Annotated in this window: 16 protein-coding genes and 4 tRNA genes; 4 read left to right on the forward strand and 16 right to left on the reverse strand. The window is 34.0% G+C overall.

All coding sequences use genetic code 11. The annotated features are described in order from the left end of the window. Positions 1 to 142: 142 nt before the first annotated feature. Complete coding sequence (locus HCQ94_RS05685) at positions 143 to 1,411, reverse strand: C40 family peptidase (protein ID WP_166982565.1); 1,269 nt, start codon at positions 1,409 to 1,411, stop codon at positions 143 to 145. 224 nt (positions 1,412 to 1,635) lie between these two features. Here HCQ94_RS05685 and HCQ94_RS05690 point away from each other — a divergent pair, with 224 nt between their 5' ends. Beyond that, the gene (locus HCQ94_RS05690) at positions 1,636 to 2,676 is read left to right on the forward strand and encodes an alpha/beta hydrolase (protein WP_166982567.1); all 1,041 of its coding nucleotides are present in this window, start codon (positions 1,636 to 1,638) and stop codon (positions 2,674 to 2,676) included. A gap of 89 nt (positions 2,677 to 2,765) precedes the next feature. Here HCQ94_RS05690 and HCQ94_RS05695 read toward each other — a convergent pair whose 3' ends face one another. Beyond that, a complete protein-coding gene (locus HCQ94_RS05695) occupies positions 2,766 to 3,941 on the reverse strand; it encodes a hypothetical protein (RefSeq protein ID WP_166982569.1) in 1,176 nt (391 codons plus the stop codon). 118 nt (positions 3,942 to 4,059) lie between these two features. Between HCQ94_RS05695 and HCQ94_RS05700 the strand changes: the two genes are divergently transcribed. Then, positions 4,060 to 4,149: transfer RNA gene (locus HCQ94_RS05700), tRNA-Ser, on the forward strand. A gap of 519 nt (positions 4,150 to 4,668) precedes the next feature. On the opposite strand, the gene upp is transcribed toward HCQ94_RS05700, so the two are convergent. From upp to HCQ94_RS05760, 12 genes are all read right to left on the reverse strand, one after another. Beyond that, positions 4,669 to 5,304 (reverse strand): uracil phosphoribosyltransferase, encoded by a 636-nt coding sequence (gene upp, locus HCQ94_RS05705; RefSeq protein ID WP_166978374.1) that lies wholly within the window; start codon positions 5,302 to 5,304, stop codon positions 4,669 to 4,671. A gap of 869 nt (positions 5,305 to 6,173) precedes the next feature. Then, positions 6,174 to 6,671, reverse strand: a complete 498-nt coding sequence (locus tag HCQ94_RS05710) for a nucleoside deaminase (RefSeq protein ID WP_166978372.1) — start codon at positions 6,669 to 6,671, stop codon at positions 6,174 to 6,176. Positions 6,672 to 6,760: 89 nt separating this feature from the next. Then, positions 6,761 to 7,594 (reverse strand): MetQ/NlpA family ABC transporter substrate-binding protein, encoded by an 834-nt coding sequence (locus HCQ94_RS05715; RefSeq protein ID WP_166982571.1) that lies wholly within the window; start codon positions 7,592 to 7,594, stop codon positions 6,761 to 6,763. 194 nt (positions 7,595 to 7,788) lie between these two features. Further along, complete coding sequence (locus tag HCQ94_RS05720; protein WP_166978369.1) at positions 7,789 to 8,493, reverse strand: methionine ABC transporter permease; 705 nt, start codon at positions 8,491 to 8,493, stop codon at positions 7,789 to 7,791. Beyond that, positions 8,493 to 9,485: a methionine ABC transporter ATP-binding protein gene (locus tag HCQ94_RS05725; protein WP_166978367.1), complete on the reverse strand. Its 993-nt coding sequence runs from the start codon at positions 9,483 to 9,485 to the stop codon at positions 8,493 to 8,495. Before HCQ94_RS05725 ends, HCQ94_RS05720 begins: the two co-directional genes overlap by 1 nt. Positions 9,486 to 9,925: 440 nt before the next feature. Beyond that, complete coding sequence (locus HCQ94_RS05730) at positions 9,926 to 11,902, reverse strand: FtsX-like permease family protein (protein WP_166982573.1); 1,977 nt, start codon at positions 11,900 to 11,902, stop codon at positions 9,926 to 9,928. A gap of 1 nt (position 11,903) precedes the next feature. After that, on the reverse strand, positions 11,904 to 12,659 hold the full coding sequence (locus HCQ94_RS05735) for an ABC transporter ATP-binding protein (protein WP_166978364.1): 756 nt from the start codon (positions 12,657 to 12,659) through the stop codon (positions 11,904 to 11,906). A gap of 139 nt (positions 12,660 to 12,798) precedes the next feature. Further along, entirely contained in the window at positions 12,799 to 13,665 is an 867-nt protein-coding gene (locus HCQ94_RS05740) for a sensor histidine kinase (protein WP_166982575.1), read from the reverse strand. 185 nt (positions 13,666 to 13,850) lie between these two features. Next, positions 13,851 to 14,555: a response regulator transcription factor gene (locus HCQ94_RS05745; protein WP_166978361.1), complete on the reverse strand. Its 705-nt coding sequence runs from the start codon at positions 14,553 to 14,555 to the stop codon at positions 13,851 to 13,853. A gap of 390 nt (positions 14,556 to 14,945) precedes the next feature. Next, positions 14,946 to 15,018 (reverse strand) — tRNA-Arg (locus tag HCQ94_RS05750). Between the two features lie 87 nt (positions 15,019 to 15,105). Continuing rightward, positions 15,106 to 15,193: transfer RNA gene (locus tag HCQ94_RS05755), tRNA-Ser, on the reverse strand. 42 nt (positions 15,194 to 15,235) lie between these two features. Beyond that, a tRNA-Ser gene (locus HCQ94_RS05760) sits at positions 15,236 to 15,323 on the reverse strand. A 367-nt stretch (positions 15,324 to 15,690) separates the two neighbouring features. Here HCQ94_RS05760 and HCQ94_RS05765 point away from each other — a divergent pair. Beyond that, positions 15,691 to 19,557, forward strand: coding sequence for a DUF11 domain-containing protein (locus HCQ94_RS05765; RefSeq protein WP_166982577.1), 3,867 nt, complete (start codon positions 15,691 to 15,693; stop codon positions 19,555 to 19,557). Between the two features lie 89 nt (positions 19,558 to 19,646). Continuing rightward, positions 19,647 to 20,726 carry a CPBP family intramembrane glutamic endopeptidase gene (locus tag HCQ94_RS05770; protein WP_166982579.1) on the forward strand — a complete coding sequence of 360 codons (1,080 nt, stop codon included), beginning with the start codon at positions 19,647 to 19,649 and terminating at the stop codon, positions 20,724 to 20,726. Between the two features lie 731 nt (positions 20,727 to 21,457). On the opposite strand, the gene HCQ94_RS05775 is transcribed toward HCQ94_RS05770, so the two are convergent. Continuing rightward, positions 21,458 to 22,267: a type 1 glutamine amidotransferase gene (locus tag HCQ94_RS05775; RefSeq protein WP_166982581.1), complete on the reverse strand. Its 810-nt coding sequence runs from the start codon at positions 22,265 to 22,267 to the stop codon at positions 21,458 to 21,460. 42 nt (positions 22,268 to 22,309) lie between these two features. Next, positions 22,310 to 23,617: a MurT ligase domain-containing protein gene (locus HCQ94_RS05780; RefSeq protein ID WP_166978354.1), complete on the reverse strand. Its 1,308-nt coding sequence runs from the start codon at positions 23,615 to 23,617 to the stop codon at positions 22,310 to 22,312. Positions 23,618 to 23,868 lie beyond the last annotated feature (251 nt).

A 23,868-nucleotide genomic window follows, 5' to 3' on the forward strand; every position in this document is an offset into this window, starting at 1 on the left:
TTCCTCAGCATCCAGATTTACGAAAGTATCTAATGCTACTAAGAAGTAACTTTAAAATATTGCAAAGTATATAAACGTTTAAAAGTTTTTAAAATAAAAGTGGTGCACTTGCACTTGCAAATACACCACTTTCATAAAAGTTCTATACGCGTCCAGCAAAAGGAGTAATGTTAGCGTAGTAGATAGGTACTTGACGCACTGACATACCAGGCATTGGAGCTTCAATCATCTGTCCACCACCCACGTAAATAGCAACGTGGTAAATATTTCCTGGCTGTCCCCAGAACAACAAGTCACCTGGCTGAATCTGGTTCAATGGTACACGCTTAGTAGCCCAATATTGTGCTTCAGCAACACGTGGCAAATTAACACCAGCATACTGGAAAGCACGCAAAACTAGACCTGAGCAGTCATATCCTGATGGTCCAGTTCCACCCCAAATATACGGCATACCTATCTTTGAACGAGCAAATGATATTGCTGTAGAAGCAACATTTCCGTTCGGTGGCGGTGGTGGAGCCACTGGTTGAGGTTGAGGCTGAGGACGTGGCTGTGGTTGCGGACGTGCTGGCTGAGTTCCTGTATTGTTACGCTGTGGAGGAGCTGGTGGACGCTGCTGAGCTGCTTGTTCAGCACGACGACGAGCTTCTGCATTCTCACGTTCACGGCGTTCATTATCAATGGCAATCTGGCGTTGACGTTCAGCTTCAAGAGTCACACCACGTTTTCTAGCCAATTCCTTTATCAAGTCTTCACGTTTTTTCTCAGATGTCCTCACCTGATTTAGAGCATTTTCAGAAGTTTTCTTGGCTTCATCAGCTTGGCTCTTTAGTTCTCTAGTGGCCTTACGCTTATCGTCCAGCGCTTTTTGTTCACGCTTATTAATAACTGATGCGACTTCTTCCAAAGCAGATACTGTCTGTAGTTTAGCTTCAGCTTTAGCACCAAAAATTTCTACAGCAACTTGTCGTATATATAAGTCGTCTAAACCATCAGCAGTCATATATGGTTCCAAGGTCGAAACTGAACTTGAACCTTGACGATATACTGTGGCAGTAATATGGCTCATTTCAATTTTTGCTTTACGAACCAAAGCACGAGCCTTGTCAGCTTCTTCTTTTAACTTATCAGCTTTAGCAGTTGCATTATCGAGTATTTCTTGAGCTTTCATATAGTTCTGATCAGCAATTTGTGCTTCTCGAACATCGTTTTGAGCTTTAATAGAAACTTTAGCTAGTTCAGACTCGATTTGAGTAATCGAGCGTGCAGTTCTTCTTTCATCAGCCCTAGCTCTATCGACAGGGTCTTCAGCGTACACAGGAGCTATACCCAAACCTGTTACGAGAGTAACAGAGGTTATTAACCCTAATGCACGTGACATTGTTTTACGCTTACTTGACGACTTAGACACGCTGTCCTCCTAAAATAACGACAGGACCCTATTCTATCGTTAAAAAGTCTCATAATTACTAAAATCCACTTTCAAGACTAACTAATTTATAAAAAAATTGCAACAATTTTAACAATAGTCACAATTTTCACATTATTAACACGCTACATTAATAAAACCCTATAATATTCTTTAATAAAGAAATACTATATAAGTAAATACATTTGTTTAATGGGGAAACGAAAATGAATATAGTATGGCATCCAGATATTTTAGGAGACGGATACGAACAAACAACTATACCTTTAGGACACGACCATGAAGGAGAAACAGTTTGTACGTTGATTGCTCACAGACCTGAGAAAAATCCTAATAAATTAGAAGAAACTCCCGAAAAACCATTATTTGCACTACTTTACATACACGGCTGGAATGACTATTTTTTCCAAACAGAACTAGCAGAACAAATAGCTGCGTGTGGTGGAGCATTTTATGCTGTAGATTTACAAAAATACGGACGTAGCCTGCGCCCAAATCACTCGTTCGCCTACACTTCAAATCTAAAAGCATATGACAATGATATAAAAGCATGCCTACACATTATTCATCACGAACAGGGAAAAAATATTCCAACCTTGCTAATGGGGCACTCCACTGGTGGATTAACTGCAGCATTATGGGCACACAGACACCCAAATAAATTAGCGGGACTAATATTAAATTCTCCATGGCTAGAATTACAAGTAAGCGAGCGAAAACGACCACTCATATATTTACTTACATCTTTAGTCTCTATGAGAAATCCTAAGAAACAAATGCCATCAGTTGGACCAAACCACTACAGCGTTTCTCTACGTGGCTGGAAAACATCAGACGGTCCTTTACCATCACATCTATCAAGTTACCCTAATGACCCATCTGTAGTAGGTTTTGACATAATAGATGAATGGAAACTACCAGAAGGAGCTCCTGTATATTCAGGGTGGCTCAAAGCTATTTTAAAAGCACAACGTCAAGTTGCTAAAGGACTAAAGATAACTTGTCCAATACACGTAGGGTGTTCAACACATTGGACTCACGCGAAAAAATGGACTCCTCAAATGCGACGTGCTGACACCATACTAAATACTGATTTAATTGTAAAAAGAGCAACAAATCTGGGAAATCATGTAACTATAGACAAATTCCCAGCTAAACACGATTTAACTCTATCTGATCCTGAAGTAAGGCAAGACTATTTTGCACAACTTCGTAGATGGATACGTATGTACATAACTGGGTTGTAAACATCGCGACAGTTTTTATAATAGCCAACAAATAATAGGGTAATCAAAATGGTTACCCTATTAATATTTAAGCTTATAGTTATTTAAGCTTATAGTTCAACTTTGCCTTTATAATTTATCTCACGAATCGCTTCAGTTATACTTGGACCATCTGCTGCACCAAGTTTAATAGCATCCCAGCCACTATTAGGGTGTATGCGTGAATCTAATGTGACCATAAAATAATCTGAAATAGCTATATAAGCTTTGTTAGCATCATCAAAAACAGCGTTTATCGCGTGTATTTCACCAGCTCGCAAGAAACCAAAAGCACCACCCTTACATATAGCTGGTAAATAGAGACTAATTTCTTCCTCATCACTAACTGCTGATATTACAGCCAACCCTTGAGCATCAAACTGCACTGGAGCGTATTGTCCCTTCTCCATATAGCTTATTGCCTTAGGTTTTGATACTTCAGCACTAGCAACTGGACGCCTATTATTTATGCGCGACCTGTTTTTCACAATCTTTTGTGTTACAGGTTTTACAGGAGAAACAACTGGCTTTTCTTCGTTTTCTTTAATTTCTGGTTTTTCTTCTACAACTAAGGAATCAGTATTTGAAACAGATAAATCTGCTCCTAAAACATTCACATTTGAACCTGCCAAAAGCATATTTTCTATATTAGATCTATGGGCAGTAACTGTTACTTTAGTAACATCAAGGAAAGTTCTACCGTTATTCATCGTACGCAAATCTAGTTCGTATATCGCTAAACCTGATTCAAGCAATATGTCTAGAGCTGGACGCATAGAAGATTCAATTTTATCGACAACTAAAATTAACCTAGGTGAAGCAACAACATTTACTGGCTTTTGTTCACGGAATTTCATCCAAGCAGAAGCAAACTCTTGAACTCCTCCGGGATAAAAACTAGCAATTTCTTTCCAGACTAAGCTTGATGTACGAGATAGAAATGACAAAGAATTCGTAAGCACTTTAGAGTCCAAAACAGATACAACTTCAACAATTACAAGCTGACCTGACAAATCAAAGGAAACTAAGCGTTTTTGATTATCAGCACTACTACTTGTTATATCACTAGGCAAGTTCTTATACACATCTGCTGTACGCAACCAAGCTACTGGCAATAATGGTCTATCTATCACTTGCAAAACTTGATTACGAACACTACGAAGAATATTTTCAGAAATGGCAGAGTGAACTTTCCTACCAAATTGTGCTGGAATGAGTTTCTCATTGTCAATTTCAAATAACGCCATGATATTCCCTAAGCATAATAAAAAATAACCCTATATATATTTTTACATTAAAGTACAGAAAATATGTATAGAAATAAAATTTATTTCAAGTTTTCTTTATGCTAAAATTACAATGCTTGGTAGCGTGTCCGAGCGGCCGAAGGTGCAGCACTCGAAATGCTGTGTAGTTGAAAGACTACCGTGGGTTCAAATCCCACCGCTACCGCCACTTTCAATCTAAACCTATATCTATTTTGTTACTAAATAGCTAGTTGTTTTGACTTATGGTGTCTTATACATTTATGGCTACATTTTAAAATATAATTGGATTAACATTGTTAGCTTTAGTTTCTACACCAATGTAATTTTACTATCTGGATAATATTGAATATTGTTTATACTAAACATCTACTGAAATGAAGCTTATAGAAAATAAGATAAATATTCAACAAAACCTTTTACAGCTTATATTCTACCATGTATTCATCAATCAGTTTTAATGACAGTATTTTTAAAAACTTGTAAATAGATGAATTTTTGCTGTACCTAAAGTTTACGTAATTTAAAATAGTTGAAAATTAGTCAAAATAAAACAGTCTTAAGACAAAGTAAACCAAAAGTTAAATACAAATATATCACTATAAGTAGTACATAAATTATCGATAAGCAGTAACTATTCAAGCAATACCATTAAAAAAAGTTATGGGCAAAGATTTTTTCAACCCCTGCCCAAGTAAAACTTATCTATTTATACAACACCATATAATCTGTCGCCAGCATCTCCCAAGCCAGGAACAATATATGATTTTTCATTTAAGCATTCATCTACAGCAGCGGTAACAATCTTTACATTTACTTTGTCACCAACTTCTTTTTTAAGAGTTTCAAGACCCTCAGGAGCTGCTAGTAAACAAATACAAGTCACATCATCAGCACCTCTCTCAAAGAGATAATTGATGGCAGCAACCAAAGTGTGACCAGTTGCAAGCATTGGATCAATTAAGAAGCATTGACGTCCAGACAAATCTGAAGGTAAACGATTTGCATAAGTTTCAATTTCCAGAGTATCTTCATCACGTTTCATACCCAAAAAACCAACTTCAGCAGTTGGTAGCAGGCGCATCAAACCTTCCAACATACCCAAACCAGCACGCAAAATTGGCACAACCATTGGTCGAGGTTCTGACAAATAAGCACCTGTAGTCTTAGCAACAGGTGTTTCAATTTCATGAGGGGTAACGCGCACCTCACGAGTAGCTTCATAAGCTAACAAAGTAACTAATTCATCAGCAAGCATACGGAACACTGAAGAAGGAGTGTTCTTATCACGTAAAACCGTAAGCTTGTGATCAATAAGTGGATGATCGGCAATAATTAAACGCATAAAATAAGATTATCACAGAAAGAAAAATGACTACACTTAAAAACAGTATTTATAAGAACAAAATTATATCTCTTCAATCCTTGAAATTGTCCATTTTACAACGGATAAACCATTTTAAGTATACTAAAATAGACACACTCCAGATAAGTATTTTTAAAGTTAAAACTCTAAAATAATATTCGTAATATAAAAGATTATAGTAACCGTATAAGCACGTTTTATAAGCACAACTTCTAAAACTATTTTTAGAAAATAACAACTACATAACTAACAAATACACACTAATTTTTCAGTAACAAGTAAAGCAAATATAACTACATAACTCTATGAATAGATAATTTGATAAGCTAACCTGCAGTAAGTAATACTTAACGAAGCTTTAAATAAACTTCTATTTTAAAACTCATAAAAAACGCTAATCTTATGAAAAGATTCACAAATAAACTCTACTTTTATACGGACTTTATTAAAGTAAAATGCACTGGAATATTAGTAAAATACTCAACCTGCTTGCCTATACACTTTCATAAAATTAGCCAAAAATAAAAATCGTATTTTGAAAAACTCGAATCAATGAAAAGAAGAAAAATAAGCTTAGATTCTTGAAAATACAATGTTATTTATATCCAAAATGTCTAAACTACAACATACAACTACTAAAAACTAAAGCATAAATTAAAAAACAAAACGCATGAACAGTAATAATAAGAATACCTTTCGATATTTAATGCAGATACGATGTACAGCCAAGTTTTCAGTCACTTAGCTAGTTAATCCTTATTAAGCAAGTTTTCACATATCCTGAATTGTGCAGCAAATTTCCAAAAGGTAATTTCTAGTAGTTGTTTAAATCCTACGAAAACAGTAATTTAGCGTAAATCTTGGAAAAATTCTTCAAGTTGTTTCACACATTTTTCTTCTAAAATATTTGGATACACTTCGACGTAACTACCTATAGAAGTATCTCGAACTAAATCGTATTTACCTCCACAGCCACCGTTTTTCTCATCCCAAGCACCGAAGAAAACTTGTTTTATATGTGTTTGTTGAATAGCAGCAGCACACATAGTACAAGGCTCTAAATTCACATACAAAGTAGCACCGTCTAACCTGTGTACTCCAAGTTTTTCACAAGCAGCACTAATCGCATTCAACTCAGCATGGCCTAAAGGATTAGAATCAGCAACACGAGTATTATAAGAAAGCGCAACAATCTGTCCACCATGTACAATGACACAACCGACAGGAATATCTCCTTTCGATTGAGCAACTTTACCTAAATGTATACAACGTTCAATCATTTCTTCATGAAATTTTTTACGTCCTAGAATTTTATCCATACTTAAATGGTAATGTGGAGGTCTCATTTTTGAAACCCCCACATTATTTTCAGAGATGAACATAATCTCAATTTTTATCTATTATTTATTTCATATATGATACACAAGTATCTAGATTAGAATGCTGGTATCACTGAACCATCACTCCAAGTCTTCTTGATGTATTCACGTACCTGATCTGAGTGTAGTAGTTCTTCTAGTTTTTCCCATAGCTTCAATTTTTCACCGCTCAAATCTGCACGACGAGCTAGAATATTTGCGTATGGATTGTTCTTAGCTTCTTCAACTGCGACTGCATCTTTAGCTGGTGATAAGCCTGCTTCTAGTGCAAAGTTGCAGTTTACGACTGCTAAATCTACTGAATCTAGAGTACGTGGCAAAGCTGCTGGATCTGCTTCAACAAATTCAATTTTCTTAGGGTTTTCAACAATACCTGTATGAATTGTGTATTCGTCAACATTTGGATCTAGCTTTAGCAAACCTTGTGATTCAAGCAATAGAATTGCGCGGTGCTGGTTTGATGGGTCATTTGTGATACCAACTTTTGCACCTTCTTTAAGGTCAGCAACTTTCTTTACGCTCTTTGAGTATAGAGCTAGTGGTTCAATATGAATACCTTTACCATGGCTTAGGTCATATCCACCATCTTTTTCGCTCTTTTCTAGGTAAGGAACGTGCTGATAGTAGTTACCATCTAGGTCACCTTCAGCCAAAGCTGTATTTGGCTGTACGTAATCTGTGTACTGCTTGATTTCTAGCTTGAAACCAGCTTTTGGAGCTAATTCTTTAGCAACATATTCTAGAATCTTAGCGTGTGGAACTGGTGAAGCACCGATTAGTAGGGTGTCTTCTTTAGCATCTGATTTTGCTGCTGTGTTTGATGAACAACCTGATAGAGCAAGAGCTGCTACGGCGAACAAACCTAGTGCTTTTTTGAAATTTTTGTTCATATTGTTTTCCTCCAATACATGGATATTTTTGTATTTATTGTATTTTTATATATTTGTGTACTTATTGTTATCTATACTTCAAAAATTTATTGTGCGTTTAGTAGCGGTCGACGCACTTGTGCGCACAGCAAACTGATGTCGTATTTTTCGAAAAGAATTTTTGCTAAGCGACTTTTTTATCCGACTAGTAGAGCTTAGCGGTGATCTACTAGTCGGCTTATCATATCGCCGACCATTTGCACTATTTGTACAATCAAAACTATTATTACAACTGTAATGACCATAACATCGGTCATGAAACGTTGGTAACCGTAGTTGATAGCTAGGCTACCCAAACCGCCACCACCGATGGCGCCAGCCATTGCTGAGTAAGATATTAGAGTAATAACTAGTACTGTGATTGATTGAACAATTGCTGGCAAAGCTTCTAGTACTAATACTCCTAAAATTTGACGCCTTGAAGCACCCATCATTTGTGTTGCTTCAACTTTTCCTTGATCTACACCAATTACAGCACTTTCAACTAGTCTAGCAAAGAATGGAATTGCCCCTACTGTCAAAGGCAATACAGCTGCTTGCCAACCTACAGAAGTACCTACAATTAGTTTTGTGAAAGGAATAATAGCAATCATCAAAATGATGAACGGTATTGAACGTCCTACGTTAATAATTATTGAAAGAACATTATTTATGAAAGCGTTAGGAACTAGTCCTTTTTTGGAAGTAGCCACAACAGCTAAACCTAAAGGAATTCCAATCAACACAGTAAAGAATGCTGATATAAATGACATTTGCAATGTCTCTAATGTTGCATTCAAAAGTTCGTTCTTAATAACTGGATTTGAGAACCAAGTTCCGTCTGTGGAATTTGTAAGTAGAGATGTAGCGTAAGTCAACATTATCTCACCTCCACATATACGTGTTCTGATTCTAAAACATTTTTAGCTTCGCCAAACCTTGCACTTGGCAAAGCAATACATAAACGTCCAACCTGTACTGATCCAACAGATTCAAAAACCCCACCGGCTACGTCGCCTTCAAAAGAAGATATTAGGGAAAGAATCTTGGCGCCAGTTGGTTTACCTGGATGCGAAGTAAAGTATATATCTAGTAATAAGTCACGTTGCTCTGATAATACATCAGCACTTTCAATAACTGGTGCTGGAACTAACTCATGTGCTAAGCGCGAATTTTCATTTGATAAAATTTGTTCAATGTCGCCACTCTCAATAACGCTTCCTTTTTCTAGCAAGCTAACAGAGTCACAAATTTCACGTACAACACTCATTTCGTGAGTAATAATTACTACTGTAACGCCCAAACGCTCACGTACATCATAAATTAAGTTCAAAATTTGCTTTGTGGAATCAGTATCCAAAGCACTTGTAGGTTCATCGCAAAGTAAAACTTGTGGTTCATCAGCCAAAGCACGAGCAATACCCACACGTTGTTTTTGCCCGCCTGATAATTGCGATGGATATGAAGAGCCCCTATCGGCTAAACCAACTAATTCTAGTAATTCTTCAACTCGCTTATTTCTTTCTTCTTTTGATACACCTGCGAGTTTTAACGGATATGCAATATTTTCAGCTGTTGTTTTTGAATCTAATAATTCGCCGTGTTGGAAAACCATTCCAATTTTTCGTCTTGCTTTTCTAAGTTCGGCAGAAGACAAAACCGATAAGTCTAAATTATCAACGTAAATATGTCCTGATGTAGGTTTTTCTAAAGCAGTAAGGCATCTAATTAGTGTTGATTTACCAGCACCTGACTGTCCTACAATTCCATGAATTTTACCCTTTTCAATGTTAAGGTTGATGTCATTGAGGGCTACAACGTCATCACCGAGCTTACGCGAATAGCGTTTTGACACATTCTTCAGACTAATCAATAGGGCCTCCTACTGTCAAAACACTTTTCGAACGGTTACAACTTTAGCAAACAGTAAAATAAAAGTAAAGGGTTTCTGGAAAAATTTTACTTAATTTTATTAATGACTTTCAAAGTAGTAAAACTTTGAAATATCAACACTTTAATACATTCCACACAATAAGGTTATAAAATTTTTATCTGCAAAATAAGGCAAAAATAATTGGAAAAATAAAATAATTAAACTAACATAAGTAGAAAATATTATGAAATATTTACCATTATGGCAGTGGTGAATATTCTAAACTAAATCCCCACAAGAGATTTATATGAATATTTTTAACTAACAAATATCTAATATTAGTTTTGATAACATATATGGTTTTAGGGAATGTATAAAATGCATTCCCTAAAACTATATTTTAATTCTTTTTATAAAATTTCTTGATATCTATATGAATTCTACTTAACTACTCTATAAACTAATTTCGAGGTAACAGTGAAAACTATTAAGTACAATATCACGAAAGCAACAAGTACTATTCCCATGTAGTAAATAAATACTCCATAGTTATTAACGCCAAATAGCACGAGTAGCTGACTCAATATTCTCGAAGCAACCAAACAATGGATACAAGCAACAACCAAAGGCATAAAGAATATCCAGAGAATCTGTTTCCTTGAAGTCTTTTTAATAAGCTTATCTTCTAAGCCTAATTTTTTCATAATCTGATATCTTTCCCTATCATCATAAGCCTCAGAAATCCTCTTATAGTAAGTAATTAATATATTCCCAGTTATAAAGATTATCGAAATAATCAAACCAATTAGTAAAAATCCACCATTCAACTCATATATGTGTGGAATTTCTTTACTTTTCATAAGGAAATTAGCTTGGTCATCGCTATTAAATTCATCTTCAATTTTCTTAGCATCGACCTTACTATTTCCATTATTATCCCAAGAATATTTAATAGACAACCTACCAGCAAATCCACCTGTTTCATCATTATTGATTACAGTATTAATCTTTTGCAAATGTTCAAGTGTAGGTACAACTACAAGCATGGATTTGGGTATAGGGCTGCTAGTTCCTTTTTCAAGATAAACTTTTTCATAATTTTTACCTAATAGCTGAACTTTATCACTCTTTTTCAAATTAGAATAAGGATCATGAATTCCAATTTGTCCATCCTTAAGCTTTAAATCAGTTTTATTGTAATTGTTGTAGCTTTCAAGATCCGAAAAGATAACAATAGTAGGAATTTCAAATGAATTAATATCGCTTTCTTTCGGCTTATTAAGTACATTTCCTTTAATATTTATAGCTGACATAGCACTCACGAAAGAATGAAGTTCTCTTGCATTTGCTGAAGGCATTACTTTTTGAATACGTTCAATATATTCTTTTTGAGTCTTCTTTACTTCAGCTGAAGAAATCCCGTCTTTCAATTGTACATCTAAGTTATATTCTTTAGGATATGTACTGTTAAACATACTTTCAATTCCGTTATAGATGCTGGCAGTAGTACCGAGAGACAAAATAATGCTAGTTGAGAAAATACAAATAGTTGCTAATCCGACAGCATTGCTCTTCATACGATAAAGCATTCCTGAAATAGATAAGAAATGTTTATCTTTATAGTAAAATTTCTTGTTTTTTCTAAGAAGTTTCAAAATAAATATACTAAAAGCCATAAACAAGAAGTATGTGCCAATAATAACTAGTATTGTTGCTATGAAAAAGTATAGTAATGATTTGAGCGCGCCATTAACAGTTAAAGCAATGCCGTATCCTGCTCCCAGAGTTGCAATACCTAAAAGCAAAATGATTATTTTAGTTTTAGGCTCTTTTTCATTTTTCTTACCATAGCTAAGCAATGCAATAGGGGTAATAGTTGTAATTCTAGTAATATTTATAATATATAAAACTATATAAATACAAGCAATTAGAGCACTTGTGTAAAACGCATGGCTAATCTCAAAAGGATAATTTGTAGATAAGGACGTTATCCTATCACCAAGTAGTTTAGATAGAGCAAGAAAAGTCAATTTTCCAAATACATATCCACCAAAAACACTCAATACCACAGTGACTAGGAACATGATTACTTTTTCGATAAATACGATTAAAGCAATATGCTTTTTCTCCAAGCCTAATATGGAGTATAAAGCAAATTCCTTTGAACGTTGCCTATCTAGAATATTATTACAATACAAAACGAATATAACAGCAAAAATAACTAAAAGTATTTCTCCAAAATAAATTATTTTCACCAGTGCACTGTGGCGACTTATAACATATTCGTTAGTTACTAGCGAATTAACTACGTAAAACAGCATGAACATAAAACTGGATGACAATACAAAAGGAGCTACTAATACCCTATTTGTTCTCAGATTTTTTCTAGCAAATTTCGAGAAAATCAATAAATTCATTTTAGTTACCTTTCCTACTTAAGGCGATAACACTGTCATTGATTTTTTCCATAAATGCTTGAGATGACATATCTCCACGATAAATTTCATGGTATGCAATACCGTCTTTAATGAAAACTACTCTACTAGCGTGAGACGCAGCTTTCAAAGAGTGAGTAACCATAATTACAGTCATACCACTTTGTTGAAGATCCTCAAAAATACGTAAAATCATATCAGAAGAACTAGAATCTAAAGCACCTGTAGGTTCATCAGCCAAAACAAGTGCTGGGTTTGTAATAACAGCACGAGCAATAGCAACTCTTTGCTTTTGACCACCTGAAATTTCGTAAGGATACTTATCAAGCAAATCAGCAATACCAAGCTTTGGAGCTATAACGCTAAGTCTCTTTTCCATTTCCTCAGGTGAAAGCCCAGATAGAACTAGAGGTAAGAATATATTGTCTTTGTTGTTGAATGTGTCAAGCAAATTGAAATCTTGAAAAACGAACCCTAATTCATTACGTCTAAAAGATGAAACTTCACTAGATTTAATAGAATCAATATTTTTACCGTTAATAAAAATATTACCTTCAGTTGGTTTATCTAGTGTAGCAATAATATTCAAAAGAGTAGTTTTACCAGAACCGCTTTCACCCATTATTGCAACAAATTCACCTTTGTTAACTTCAAAAGATACATTGCTAAGAGCTTCAGTTTTAGCACCACCTTTGGCGCCATAAATTTTTTTCAAACCTTGAACTTGTAATATAGACATTTTCCTCTCCTAACTTTATGTATCAATTTTATTTATTTAAAAAACGACTAGCTTTTATTCAAAATTACAATTCTAAGCCTCAAGTTAACAAAAATGTAATCTACGTATTCTAAACTGTTTATGTGAACAACAAAAGATATTATTTAGCGGTATAGTTTTCGTTCGAAGGAATATATAAGAATATCGTAGTACCCTGTCCGTATTCTGATTGAACAGCAATATCTATTCCCAGTTTATAAGCAACCTTTTTGACAATAAATAGTCCTACCCCAGTAGATTTCTGACTCAAACGCCCATTGAAGGCGCTATAACCTTTGTCAAATACTTTAGGAAGATCTTCGCTTTTTATACCTATGCCTGTATCTTCAATCACAAGAACACTTTTGCTGTAATTACCACCTAATAACAAGCTATTTAATTCTTCAATCCCCATTGAGTTATCTATAACAATACCCTTTTTAGATTGGTTGATTTTAGAAGTAAATTCAGAATCAATACTATCACTTGGGTAAAAAGAAATCCTAACATCTTTATCTTTTGCATATTTAGTAGCATTAGATATAAGTTGTTCAAGCAAAACGCTAAGCCAAGTAAAATCACTGATAACTTGGTATTCTGGTAAATTATACGTAAGTTTAATATTATTGTTTATAAACAAAGTTGAGTAAGATCTAATTATTGGGAATATCACGTCGTTGATGTTTACTTTAGTGAAATTCATGTTTCTTTCGCTATCAATCAATTTCACAAAGTTTAGAGCGTTATTCGTATAATTTTCGATATGTACAAGCTCGTTCTTCATCTGTAAAACATCTTTAGAATCGTTATCAAACATGAGTTTTAAAACGGTTATCGGAGTTTTAATTTGATGAACCCAAGTCAAAAAGTAATCGTTCAGTTCGTAACGCTCTTTTTCAGTTTTATTTTTTAAATCGTTCAACTCTTGTAACAAACGTTTATTTTCATACGTATCTTTAGTTTTTCGATGTATTTTCCCCCATAACATAAGCAAATACACCAAGTAATACAAAAGACTTATCTGAAATATTAATATTGCAAACTCATAGTTATAATCAGCCAAAATATGCATAAAGTAAATAAGAGAATTTATCACTAAAAGCGTCACTAATACAGAAAGACTATCTTTTAAAACTTGTTTAGCTTTATGAAAAAAATTCCCCATCATTTTCCCTATTTACCAGCATTTTCGCAGTGATTATCTGATAACTTATGCAGAGCGTATCCATACCCTTTTTTAGTCTCTATATATACGCAAGTACCTAAATTCTCTATTTTTTTACGTATCCTGTTGATATTCACAGCTAAAGTGCTATCTGAAATAAAATCATCACTCTTCCAGCACAGCTCTATGAGTTTTTCTCTAGATACAAATGCTCCTTTTTCTTTGAATAAACCGAGCATAATTTGTGCCTCAGTTTTAGTTAAATCAACTTTTTTATCAGCATAAGCCAAAACCATATTCTTTATATCAAAGTTTAAAGTTTCAAAGGTCAAATTCGCCAACTCATTGGAAAAATCATAGGTTCTACGCAAAACAGCTTGTACTTTAGCCAGCAGAACAGACATATCAAAAGGTTTCGTAATATAGTCGTCAGCACCAAATTGCATACCCATAACTATATCCATATTTTCTGAGCGAGAGGAGAGAAAAATTATTGGAACATTTGATATTTTGCGTATCTCTTGACACCAGTGATATCCATTGTGAATAGGTAAAAACAAGTCAAGCAATATAAGGTTTGGCTTTTCAATTTCATAAGATTCAATTATCGTATCAAAATCTTTTACTACGAAAGTTTCGTAACCATACCTTTGAAGCCCAGACTGAACAGAAAGAGCGATGTTTTCTTCATCTTCAACAATCATTACTTTCATTTTGTCTCTCACATTCAGCCATTTAAAAGGTAAAATTTCTGTTAGCAGACTTATAGCTACTATATTAATAATTATAAGTAAGATTCACAAATAACGTATATAAGAACAGAATTTCACTCTAGTAATGTTAACATTTTAATATAAAATACATAAATTCTAGAATACTTTAGTCATGCTGATATTTTTATTCCTACCAAAAAAGTTAGGAAATAGGTTTGCTTTTTCAGTTACTCTAAGTAAGATTTTATTTTTATATGGCACATTTTTAAAAGTTTTACTTAGAAAAGTAGCTAATTTGTGTAGTTAAAATTTAGGTTTCTTTTATTTAGGAACAAGTTGTAGAAGTAGTTAAAACAAAAAAGAACTACTGTAAGTAGTCCTTTTGATTTGTGCGCCCGAAGGGACTCGAACCCCCAACCTTCTGATCCGTAGTCAGATGCTCTATCCATTGAGCTACGGACGCAATATTACTGAGTAACAGTAAAACATTGTATCATCATAAAATAAATATGACAATAAGTTTTCCAAAATTCAAATTTTCATTTGAACGCGGAGGCGGTGGGATTTGAACCCACGGAGGGACAGGATCCCTCACGGCCTTAGCAGGGCCGCGCACTAGGCCACTATGCGACGCCTCCAAGAGCCTTTAAAAATAAAAGCTACAACTCATATAATGAGAGCGGAGAGTGTGGGATTTGAACCCACGGTACGGGGTTACCGTACAACGGTTTTCAAGACCGTCTCATTCGGCCGCTCTGACAACTCTCCATATTGCGCAAACGCACAACAACATCAAATATTATAACCACATTTTTTCCAAAATGCACACCTTTATTTGAAAAATATTTTAATATATTTATTCTTCAAATAAGAAAACGCCTATTTCTCAACATAAATCACTAAATAAAAACTTATCCACAATTTTAAAAAATTCAATTTTTAATATTTAAAATACTGATATTTTACTTATAAGACGATTATAAAAAATAGAAAATATAACTCCAAATTATTCACAGTAAGTCCAATAAAATTCAAAACCTATAAATATTTTGAAAGGACAAAAGTGCATACAAAAAATTCTCATATAATAAATATTTGCATAATAAATCTAATAATACTAAGTGTAATTTTCATAATGGGTTTATCAACTTCGACACATGCTTCCCCTCCAAATACAATGCTAGAAGGAGAAGAATATGAAGATAATTGGATTCGTCCACAAAGTTGTCTACACAACGAAACTTTAATAAAAACTCGTATACAAGGGCATGATTATAGCGAAACTATGCGAGCGTTTATTAATAATATTCAAAGAAATAATGAGTTAGGAATTGGCAAACCAATTAAGGATTTAATACATTACAACCTTGATGATACTGATCCTCAAGCTTTCCACCATGCAACTTCAGTTTTGATGAATTTAGCTCTACAACATATAAGAAATAAAATAGAAAAATCTGTAGGTATTTATAGCGACGGAACTATACATAACAAATTTGGTTTTCCTTTGGAAACAATTTCTTATGAAGGCCACATTAAAGACCCCAGATATGTTTATGGTGCTTCAAAATACCCTTCAACATATCCAGATGTAGCTTGGACTCCAGCTCAAAATATACGTGTTATAAACCCTAAAACTTCAAATGAAAGTGAGGAAATTTTAGCAAAAAACTTAGCAGATGTACTGCCTAACTCAACTTTAGAAAAAGTCATTCCAGCTGACGCCTACCCGAAACCATCTGATGACGGAACAATAGTTGTAAATATCCCTCAAGGAACAAACAATTTTGAGCACATTTCAATAACTGCGCCAGATAAAGGGATAAATCTATTAGCAGTAAACTATGCTTTAAGGTACAAAGCTCCTTATATACATATAAATAAACTAACCGAATATGTTAATAATAATCGTGTTTATATAAAAAAGATTATATTTCCATCACAAAATGCTTATGAAGTAAAAGAAGAGATTGCAAAAATATTAAAAACTGAAAACGAAAAAATACAAATACCAGCTCCATATAGAAATAACACTCTCAGTAATGTAAATCCAAGTGATGCAAGCTCAATAATTCTAAACGATATATACCCCACTGCAAGTAGTGATACCTACAATGCACTAGATACGTTATTTGTCACAAAACAACCTTATAATAACGAAAATCGTGAATCGTTAGCTTGGGAAAGTGATTTTCTAGCAGCTCTTTCATTAGCAGTTAACAAACCAAGTGACAGACAAGCAATAGTATTAGTAAAGTCTGTTAATGAAAGCTCACAACCGCTAACTGCTGATTTAAAAAATACTGTGAAAAAACTAGCACCAGGTAATATTTTTATTTCTGGTGGCCCTAGAGCTATTACAATGCCACAAACAGAAGAAATATTAGCTACCCTATCTCGCTCTGAAAAACCTAATTGGTTAGATACTACTTCTGCTGAATGTAGACACGACAATCCTAAGTTAGTCATAAAGAAAACAATATTAAAAGACTCCAATATGAGCGAAACAGGAAAAGTAGATATAAATCAAGAAGTAAACTACCAAATTCAAGTTACAAACAAAGCAGAAAGCGGTATTGCTAGAAATGTAAAAGTCGTAGAAAAAGGTTTAGATGGACTAGAGCTAAAAAGTTACGTAATAAATCAGCATAGCTATCAAATTAGTAACAATAAAAGTGAAATTGCATTACAAGATATTGAACCACAAGAAACAAAAACGATATTAGTCAAAGGGGTTACTAAACGCTCAGATAAGTATAAAACAGCCAATTTGTCTTATATAGCTAAAAATGATGACGATAAAGATGAATGTAATGCTGAAGACAAAACTTGTTCTATGGCCATTACTGAACAAAAGCTTCCAAATTTAAAGATATCAAAAACTTTAACTAACAAAGACAAGAGCAATAATGTAGACATTGGTGAAAACGTAGAATATGAAATTACTGTGACAAACACGGGAGATGGGAAAACCGACGATGAAGTAAAAGTTTTTGATACTCCGATAATTGGTCTAGAAGATCTCAGTGTAAAAACTTTTAACTTAGGTGTTTTAGAATCAGGAGTAAGCAAAACTATAAAGCTAAAAGGAAAAATATTACCAAATTCACAGAAAATAACTGAAAACGTTGCAAATACTTGTTTTGGAGACAGCTGTAAACCTTTGAGTAAATGTGAGGAAAATAGCCAAAATTGTAGCAAGCATACTCTAATTCATAATGTCCCCCAAATATATTTATCAAAAACCCACGATGAAAAAATGGGGGTACATGAAAACGACTATGTATATTTCGACATTACAGTATCAAACTCAAGCCAAACTTCTGCCAAAAATGTAGCTATAAAAGATTTACCTGTCTCAAACCTAAGTGAGATAGAATTTATTAAAATTCCTGTTGGAAAAATTGAAAATAATATCTGGAAAATACAAACACTTGCTCCTAACACCACCTATACAGGAAGAGTGCGAACAAAAGCCACATCTAATAATCAAGTTGAAAATAAGGCTTGTGTAAGTAGCGAATATATAGACGAAATTTGTGTAACAGATATACATAAAGATAATTCTTTTATAACGGTAAATAAAAAACTACTAAATACAGATTCAAATAATCACACAGCTAAATATCAAATCACAGTATCTAATTCTGGAGAAACAAATAGCCGTAATATTACTTTAGAAGACAAAATGAGCATAGAAAGTCCCAGTAAAAATTCAAGTTACAAACTAGTACCATATGGCGGAAAATATAAATTTACTAATATAGAACAAGGCGCAGTAAGTGAAAATGGACATCTATGGAATGTTGGTTCTGTAAAAGCAAATACATCGGTAAAAGCAATTGTAGAAGTATACGAAGCCACCGCAGACATGGATGTAAATTCCAGAATAGTAAATGAAGTATTCCCCATCGACTATCCTAAATGTGATGTTGAAAAACATAAACAAGAGTGTTCTTCGATAAAACATAGTGGAGTAAAAGTAGTTAAAACAATAGATTCAAGCAGTATAAAAGATAATAAAATTCATGCTGGTCAAAAAATTATTTTCAATATCGAGTTAGAAAACACGAGTCAAAGCGATGCTTACAATGTGACTACAATCGATATAGGCGGAAAAAGTATTGAGAATCCAAGATTTATAACAGCGCAACTAGGCACAGTAGAAAATAATAAATGGATAGTTGAAAAGCTACCTGCCGGAGAAAAAGTAAAAGCAACTCTTGAGGGAACTGTTAGTAATAACACTTATATAAATGAACAAGAACTAGAAAATACTGTTTTTACCTCATCACGCCTATTCTTCACTAAATCCCATACAACAAAACCATTTATCAGCTTAGATAGTGACAATAAAACAGAGGTAACATTTGAAAACTTTATATGTGAAAAAGACAATACTTATTGTTCTCAAGTTCAGTTAAAAGACAACTCTATTATAAAAATAAATAAAACTTTACTAGAAAAAGGAATTAAAACATACGACGGAAAATATATTTGGAACATTGAAATCACAAACAAAGGAAGCACTACCGCAAACAACGTGAAAGTATACGAAATATTAACACCACAAGTTAAAGATGTAACTTGGATAGATAATCCTAATATTGACAAACTTGCCCCAAATGAATCTAAAAACATCAGAGTATCAACAACAATTTCAAATCCAAATCTACTAGATGGTGTAATACAAAACATGGCAATAGTTGAAGCAGATAACTATAAGCCTTTAATTGACGATGAAATTGAAAATAGTTCGACAAACAACAGTATTACATTGAATGAAAAAGATAAAGAAAAATTTATTTGCCAAGATAACGAAAATATAAATAATGACACAGATAGATGCGATATTGCTAAAGAAACTCAATACACATTTACTGAAGAAAAACTAGCCAGCACTGGAACAAGTGGAAGCCTGACTGCTGTAATGGTACTAATATTTGTATTAAGCACAGGAGCAGTATGGTTTATAAAAAAGAAAAGAAATAGCATATTCTAACTAAGTAGATTGTAAAAAATAATAAACTAATATAGTGTAAAAGCAGTATGATAAATAATAAATAACCTGCTGGAAGGTATAAGATAAGCATGAGTTTTAGCGAAAAAACTAAAAAAGCACTAGGCATAACTACTACAAATAATACTCAAAAGTACACTTATTCACTATTACCTATAGCTTTCAAAGGTACTAGGTTCTGGAAACCTATAATAGCTGTATTTGTAGGAATAGTATTATCCACAATCTTACAAGCAGTAGTTTTAATCTTGAGTTACTACGGGCTCAATTTTGATAAATCACATACGTTTATAGCATACATAAATATGCTTACAGGACAAATAAACGGCACAAATTTACCCGTATTGTTTGTTATGTTTAGCTCAGTAGGAGTAATGCTACCAGCAGTTTTTATAACACTATTTATCTGCAGAATGGCACCTATAAGAATGATTTCTTCAGTAGAATTGAGACTTCGCTGGAAATTTCTATTCAAATCATTACTAGTGTCGTTAAGCATAATATTAGTAGCAACACTAGGAATAACAGCACTAGATAACTCACTATTCGACTTATCTTTACCAAAAGAAGTAGCTAGCGGAAGTTTTTGGATACTGTTTATAATTCTAGTTTTTGTGTGTATACCGATACAATGTGCAGCTGAAGAGTATATATTCAGAGGATTTATAATGCAAACATTGGGAGCATGGTTTAAATCTCCTGTGCTTGCGATACTGATACCTAGCATAGCTTTTGCCTTTGCTCACTTGTACCAAGCATGGGCATTCTTTGATGTACTAATTTTCGGACTTTTATCTGGATACCTAGCACATAAAACTGGTGGCCTTGAAGCCAGCATAGCTATACACACAGCTAATAACGTATTCTCAATATTATCAGTAATATTTATATATAAGAGCTATGATCCTAATGCTAGTGGATCATTTATAAGCTTACTAATTACTGTTGTTGAATTATTAGCTATAACTTTTATTGTCCTATTTATGGCTAAAAAGGCTAACTTGCAAACCACTTTTAATGTGTCAGAAAATCTAAACAATAAGTATGTTTTAGCAAACACTTCAGAAAACGAACATCGAATTATTTTAAGTACAAAGTCAATAAACAATAACCCAGATACCAGTAATAAAAACTATTTTTCTAATCACTAAAACTCTAATTACTAAAACAGTTCAAATAGAAACGACAACCAAAAGTAAGCACGCATAGGTATTTAGACAATATATTCGATTAACACATATTGGATGCAGTTTACCAATCTTATGCGTGCTTTAAATACTTATATTAGTTTTTTGTTCCACATTACCTCGCTATAAGTTTTAAAGAAAACTACATATAAACCAAAACAGTTACTACTACGCAATAAGCTTTCTGCAAAACAGTAAATAAACCCGAAAGATACTTTATAAGAAATATATTCCATGATACTTAAAGTAAACTGAACTTGAAAACTATAAAAATTCAAAACGCATAATAAACTCCTTACACTATTAGAATTTACGGTGTTAACAGGCACTATCAACAGAAAAATAACCTATAAACCTAAAAATCTACATACATAAAATAACAAAATGTAGCTAATATTTAGAAAAGTAAGAAAGTTAATGTACGGTTTTACTTAAAAAGTAGATAACAGTTACAAAGAACTAATAAAAACAAACAATAGAGTTCAATAAAAATAGCTAGATGTTCGTAGTGACACAAACAAATATTACTCTAAACTACTTGGCTACGAAACATCTACGCAACTGATAACACCCAGATTATATGAAGTATCAAGCAATATTGAAGTTTAGTTTCTATACAAATAACTAAACTTCAATAACACAATATTTATTACTAAAACAGTTTCTAGAAGAAAGGTATATCCAAATGAAAATACTTATATGAGAGTATTCCCAAAACGGTGACGGCGCATTTCTTCAACAGCTCCAAATTCAATACTTTCTAGCGGATACCCTAATGCTTTTGAAAGTAACCAGTCAGCTAATTCTGGGTTACGTGCAAGACAAGGTCCATGCATATATGTGCCGATAACATTGTTAGAAAAAGCTCCGTCGAAGTGGTTAAACACAACTTCAGCGTTAGTCTCCTCAGCATAGCTTTCCCAAGCTTTCATTGAGTTAAACGCAGGGTCAGTCAAAGTATCAACGTTATAGCAATCCCCAGCATTGCCCTTACCAACGAGCACATGACCTAATGGTAAAGCGTCCTTACCAACGTTAGTAACACCAGCATGATTTTCAAAACCAGTAAGCAAATCTGATATACCTGGCAAGATTGGAACAGAAACTATTTCACCAATAAAACGCTTACCACGTGAAACTGTCTCGATATCAAGTACTTCAAGCCCCTCAACCTTACGCCCAAAGGAGTCAATATACCAGTTACCTAAAATTTGCATAGATGCTGACACAGCCAGCACCGGCTTACCAGAATCACAAGCATTACGAAAACCAGCAAACTTACGCAAATGGTCAGTAGCTAAGCTCTGAGCAGTATCTTCCCCACCACCTAAGACGTAAACATCTAAGGAACTAGGAATTTCATCATTCAATGAACAATATACAATCTCAGCATCAATATCTCTAGCTAAAGCTCTCTCACGTAGCACAATGGCATTACCAGTATCACCATAAGTACCCAGTACGTCAGGTAATAGTAACCCAATCTGTAGCTTTTCAGACACCATAACCCCTAAAACTAATCCTCATATTCTATTCTGTTACGAAAATTACAAATACTTATATCCACGTGCATTAATTTCATGCTTTACTTCGTGGAATGAAGTGTAGTTAGCAACCAATTCGACACGACCACTAGGAGATTTCAATATAGCTTCCATAGGATCAGTACATATCTCATAAGGTATACCAGCATAATCTAGGCGTACAGCCAAATCGTAGCTCCTCATACCACAAGCGTAAATTTTACAAGACGGGTTATTAGCAACAATATCTTTGAGGGTTTTGAAATTAATATCCCATAGCCATGAAACATCAATGCCATCGCCAACCATATCGTTCACACCAATAACAATGCTCTTAGCTTGAGAGTCAAGCATTGAAATAGCTTGGTTCCAACCAGCAGGATTCTTAGCCAAAAGCATATGAACGTGCTTACCCTCAACATCTACAAGAGAGTACCTACCAGCAACATTACCAATCTTTCCAATAGCACTAACAGCTTTATCAACATCGGCCCCTAAACGAACAGCACAAGCCAAAGCTTGCATGGCGTTCATTCGGTTAGCCATTCCTGGCAACTTAACATCAACTTCAGTTATAACACCTATACCATAAAGTTTAGATTCACTGTCATAAAACCAATCAGCATTTGGTCGACTATAGTTTGTCTCTACACCATGTTCGTCAAGCCCAACCCATAACAAACCATCATATTTAACTACTCCACGAGTACGTGGGAAAACCAAACAATCTTGAGTATCACCTAAAGAACAGGCACACCATATACGTTCCTTTGCATCCCAAGCAGCACTAGCAACCATAGGGTCATCACAGTTAGCAACAACAAAAGCATTCTTAGAAACTTCAACACCTTCACGCACTTTTTTCTCTGTAGTGGCGATTTCTCCGACTCTATCTAATTGGTCAGCTGTGAGATTTAGCAGAATAATACCTGTCGGGTCTGTGCGTCTAGCTACTGACTCTAAATGCATTTCATCAACTTCTAAAACAACGTATGGAGCTTTAGGATTGTTCATCATAGCACTGACAACACCGTCATGCATATTGTCACCTAAATCATTAGTTGTAACTTCACCAAGAGTACGCAAAGCAGCACATGTCATTTTAGTTGTAGTAGATTTGCCGTTTGTACCTGTTACTAGAATAACTTTCCTACCATAAGCTAACTTTGACATGATTTGTGGATCTAATTTCAAAGCTATACGCCCACCAATCATACCTCCGTTTCCACGACCAGTCATTCTAGAAGCTTTCGCAGCCATTTTTCCCATAAATATCGCAAATTTACCACGCAAATTTAACTTTTTCATACGCATACCATCTTTTTGTGTCATTATCTCCTCACCATCTCACACCTAAATTCGAGTAATCATTTATATCAAGTAGTAAACCACTATAATTCAGTGCTTAATACTAGCTCCCACAAGAATACTTTTAATTATTTAGCTAGTTATAAACTAACATTTTGGACAATAAAATGAACTCACCCTTATATTCATTTACTTTGTCACCATTGCTTTTGCTTTAGTTATTCACTCAAGGATTTATATTTTCTCCTAAAATTACGTAACACTATCCGACACAT

It is taken from the genome of Actinomyces sp. zg-332, assembly GCF_011751945.2.
Lineage (GTDB): Bacteria > Actinomycetota > Actinomycetes > Actinomycetales > Actinomycetaceae > ZJ293.

What these genes read in the sequence shown, in the direction of transcription:
- HCQ94_RS05690 (WP_166982567.1), top strand. Translation starts at nt 1,636, where the DNA reads ATGAATATAGTATGGCATCCAGATATTTTAGGAGACGGATACGAACAA.
- HCQ94_RS05765 (WP_166982577.1), top strand. Translation starts at nt 15,691, where the DNA reads ATGGGTTTATCAACTTCGACACATGCTTCCCCTCCAAATACAATGCTA.
- HCQ94_RS05720 (WP_166978369.1), bottom strand. Translation starts at nt 8,493, where the DNA reads ATGTTGACTTACGCTACATCTCTACTTACAAATTCCACAGACGGAACT.
- upp (WP_166978374.1), bottom strand. Translation starts at nt 5,304, where the DNA reads ATGCGTTTAATTATTGCCGATCATCCACTTATTGATCACAAGCTTACG.
- HCQ94_RS05695 (WP_166982569.1), bottom strand. Translation starts at nt 3,941, where the DNA reads ATGGCGTTATTTGAAATTGACAATGAGAAACTCATTCCAGCACAATTT.
- HCQ94_RS05730 (WP_166982573.1), bottom strand. Translation starts at nt 11,902, where the DNA reads ATGAATTTATTGATTTTCTCGAAATTTGCTAGAAAAAATCTGAGAACA.
- HCQ94_RS05780 (WP_166978354.1), bottom strand. Translation starts at nt 23,617, where the DNA reads ATGACACAAAAAGATGGTATGCGTATGAAAAAGTTAAATTTGCGTGGT.
- HCQ94_RS05735 (WP_166978364.1), bottom strand. Translation starts at nt 12,659, where the DNA reads ATGTCTATATTACAAGTTCAAGGTTTGAAAAAAATTTATGGCGCCAAA.
- HCQ94_RS05740 (WP_166982575.1), bottom strand. Translation starts at nt 13,665, where the DNA reads ATGTTATGGGGGAAAATACATCGAAAAACTAAAGATACGTATGAAAAT.
- HCQ94_RS05770 (WP_166982579.1), top strand. Translation starts at nt 19,647, where the DNA reads ATGAGTTTTAGCGAAAAAACTAAAAAAGCACTAGGCATAACTACTACA.
- HCQ94_RS05745 (WP_166978361.1), bottom strand. Translation starts at nt 14,555, where the DNA reads ATGAAAGTAATGATTGTTGAAGATGAAGAAAACATCGCTCTTTCTGTT.
- HCQ94_RS05710 (WP_166978372.1), bottom strand. Translation starts at nt 6,671, where the DNA reads ATGAGACCTCCACATTACCATTTAAGTATGGATAAAATTCTAGGACGT.
- HCQ94_RS05775 (WP_166982581.1), bottom strand. Translation starts at nt 22,267, where the DNA reads ATGGTGTCTGAAAAGCTACAGATTGGGTTACTATTACCTGACGTACTG.
- HCQ94_RS05715 (WP_166982571.1), bottom strand. Translation starts at nt 7,594, where the DNA reads ATGAACAAAAATTTCAAAAAAGCACTAGGTTTGTTCGCCGTAGCAGCT.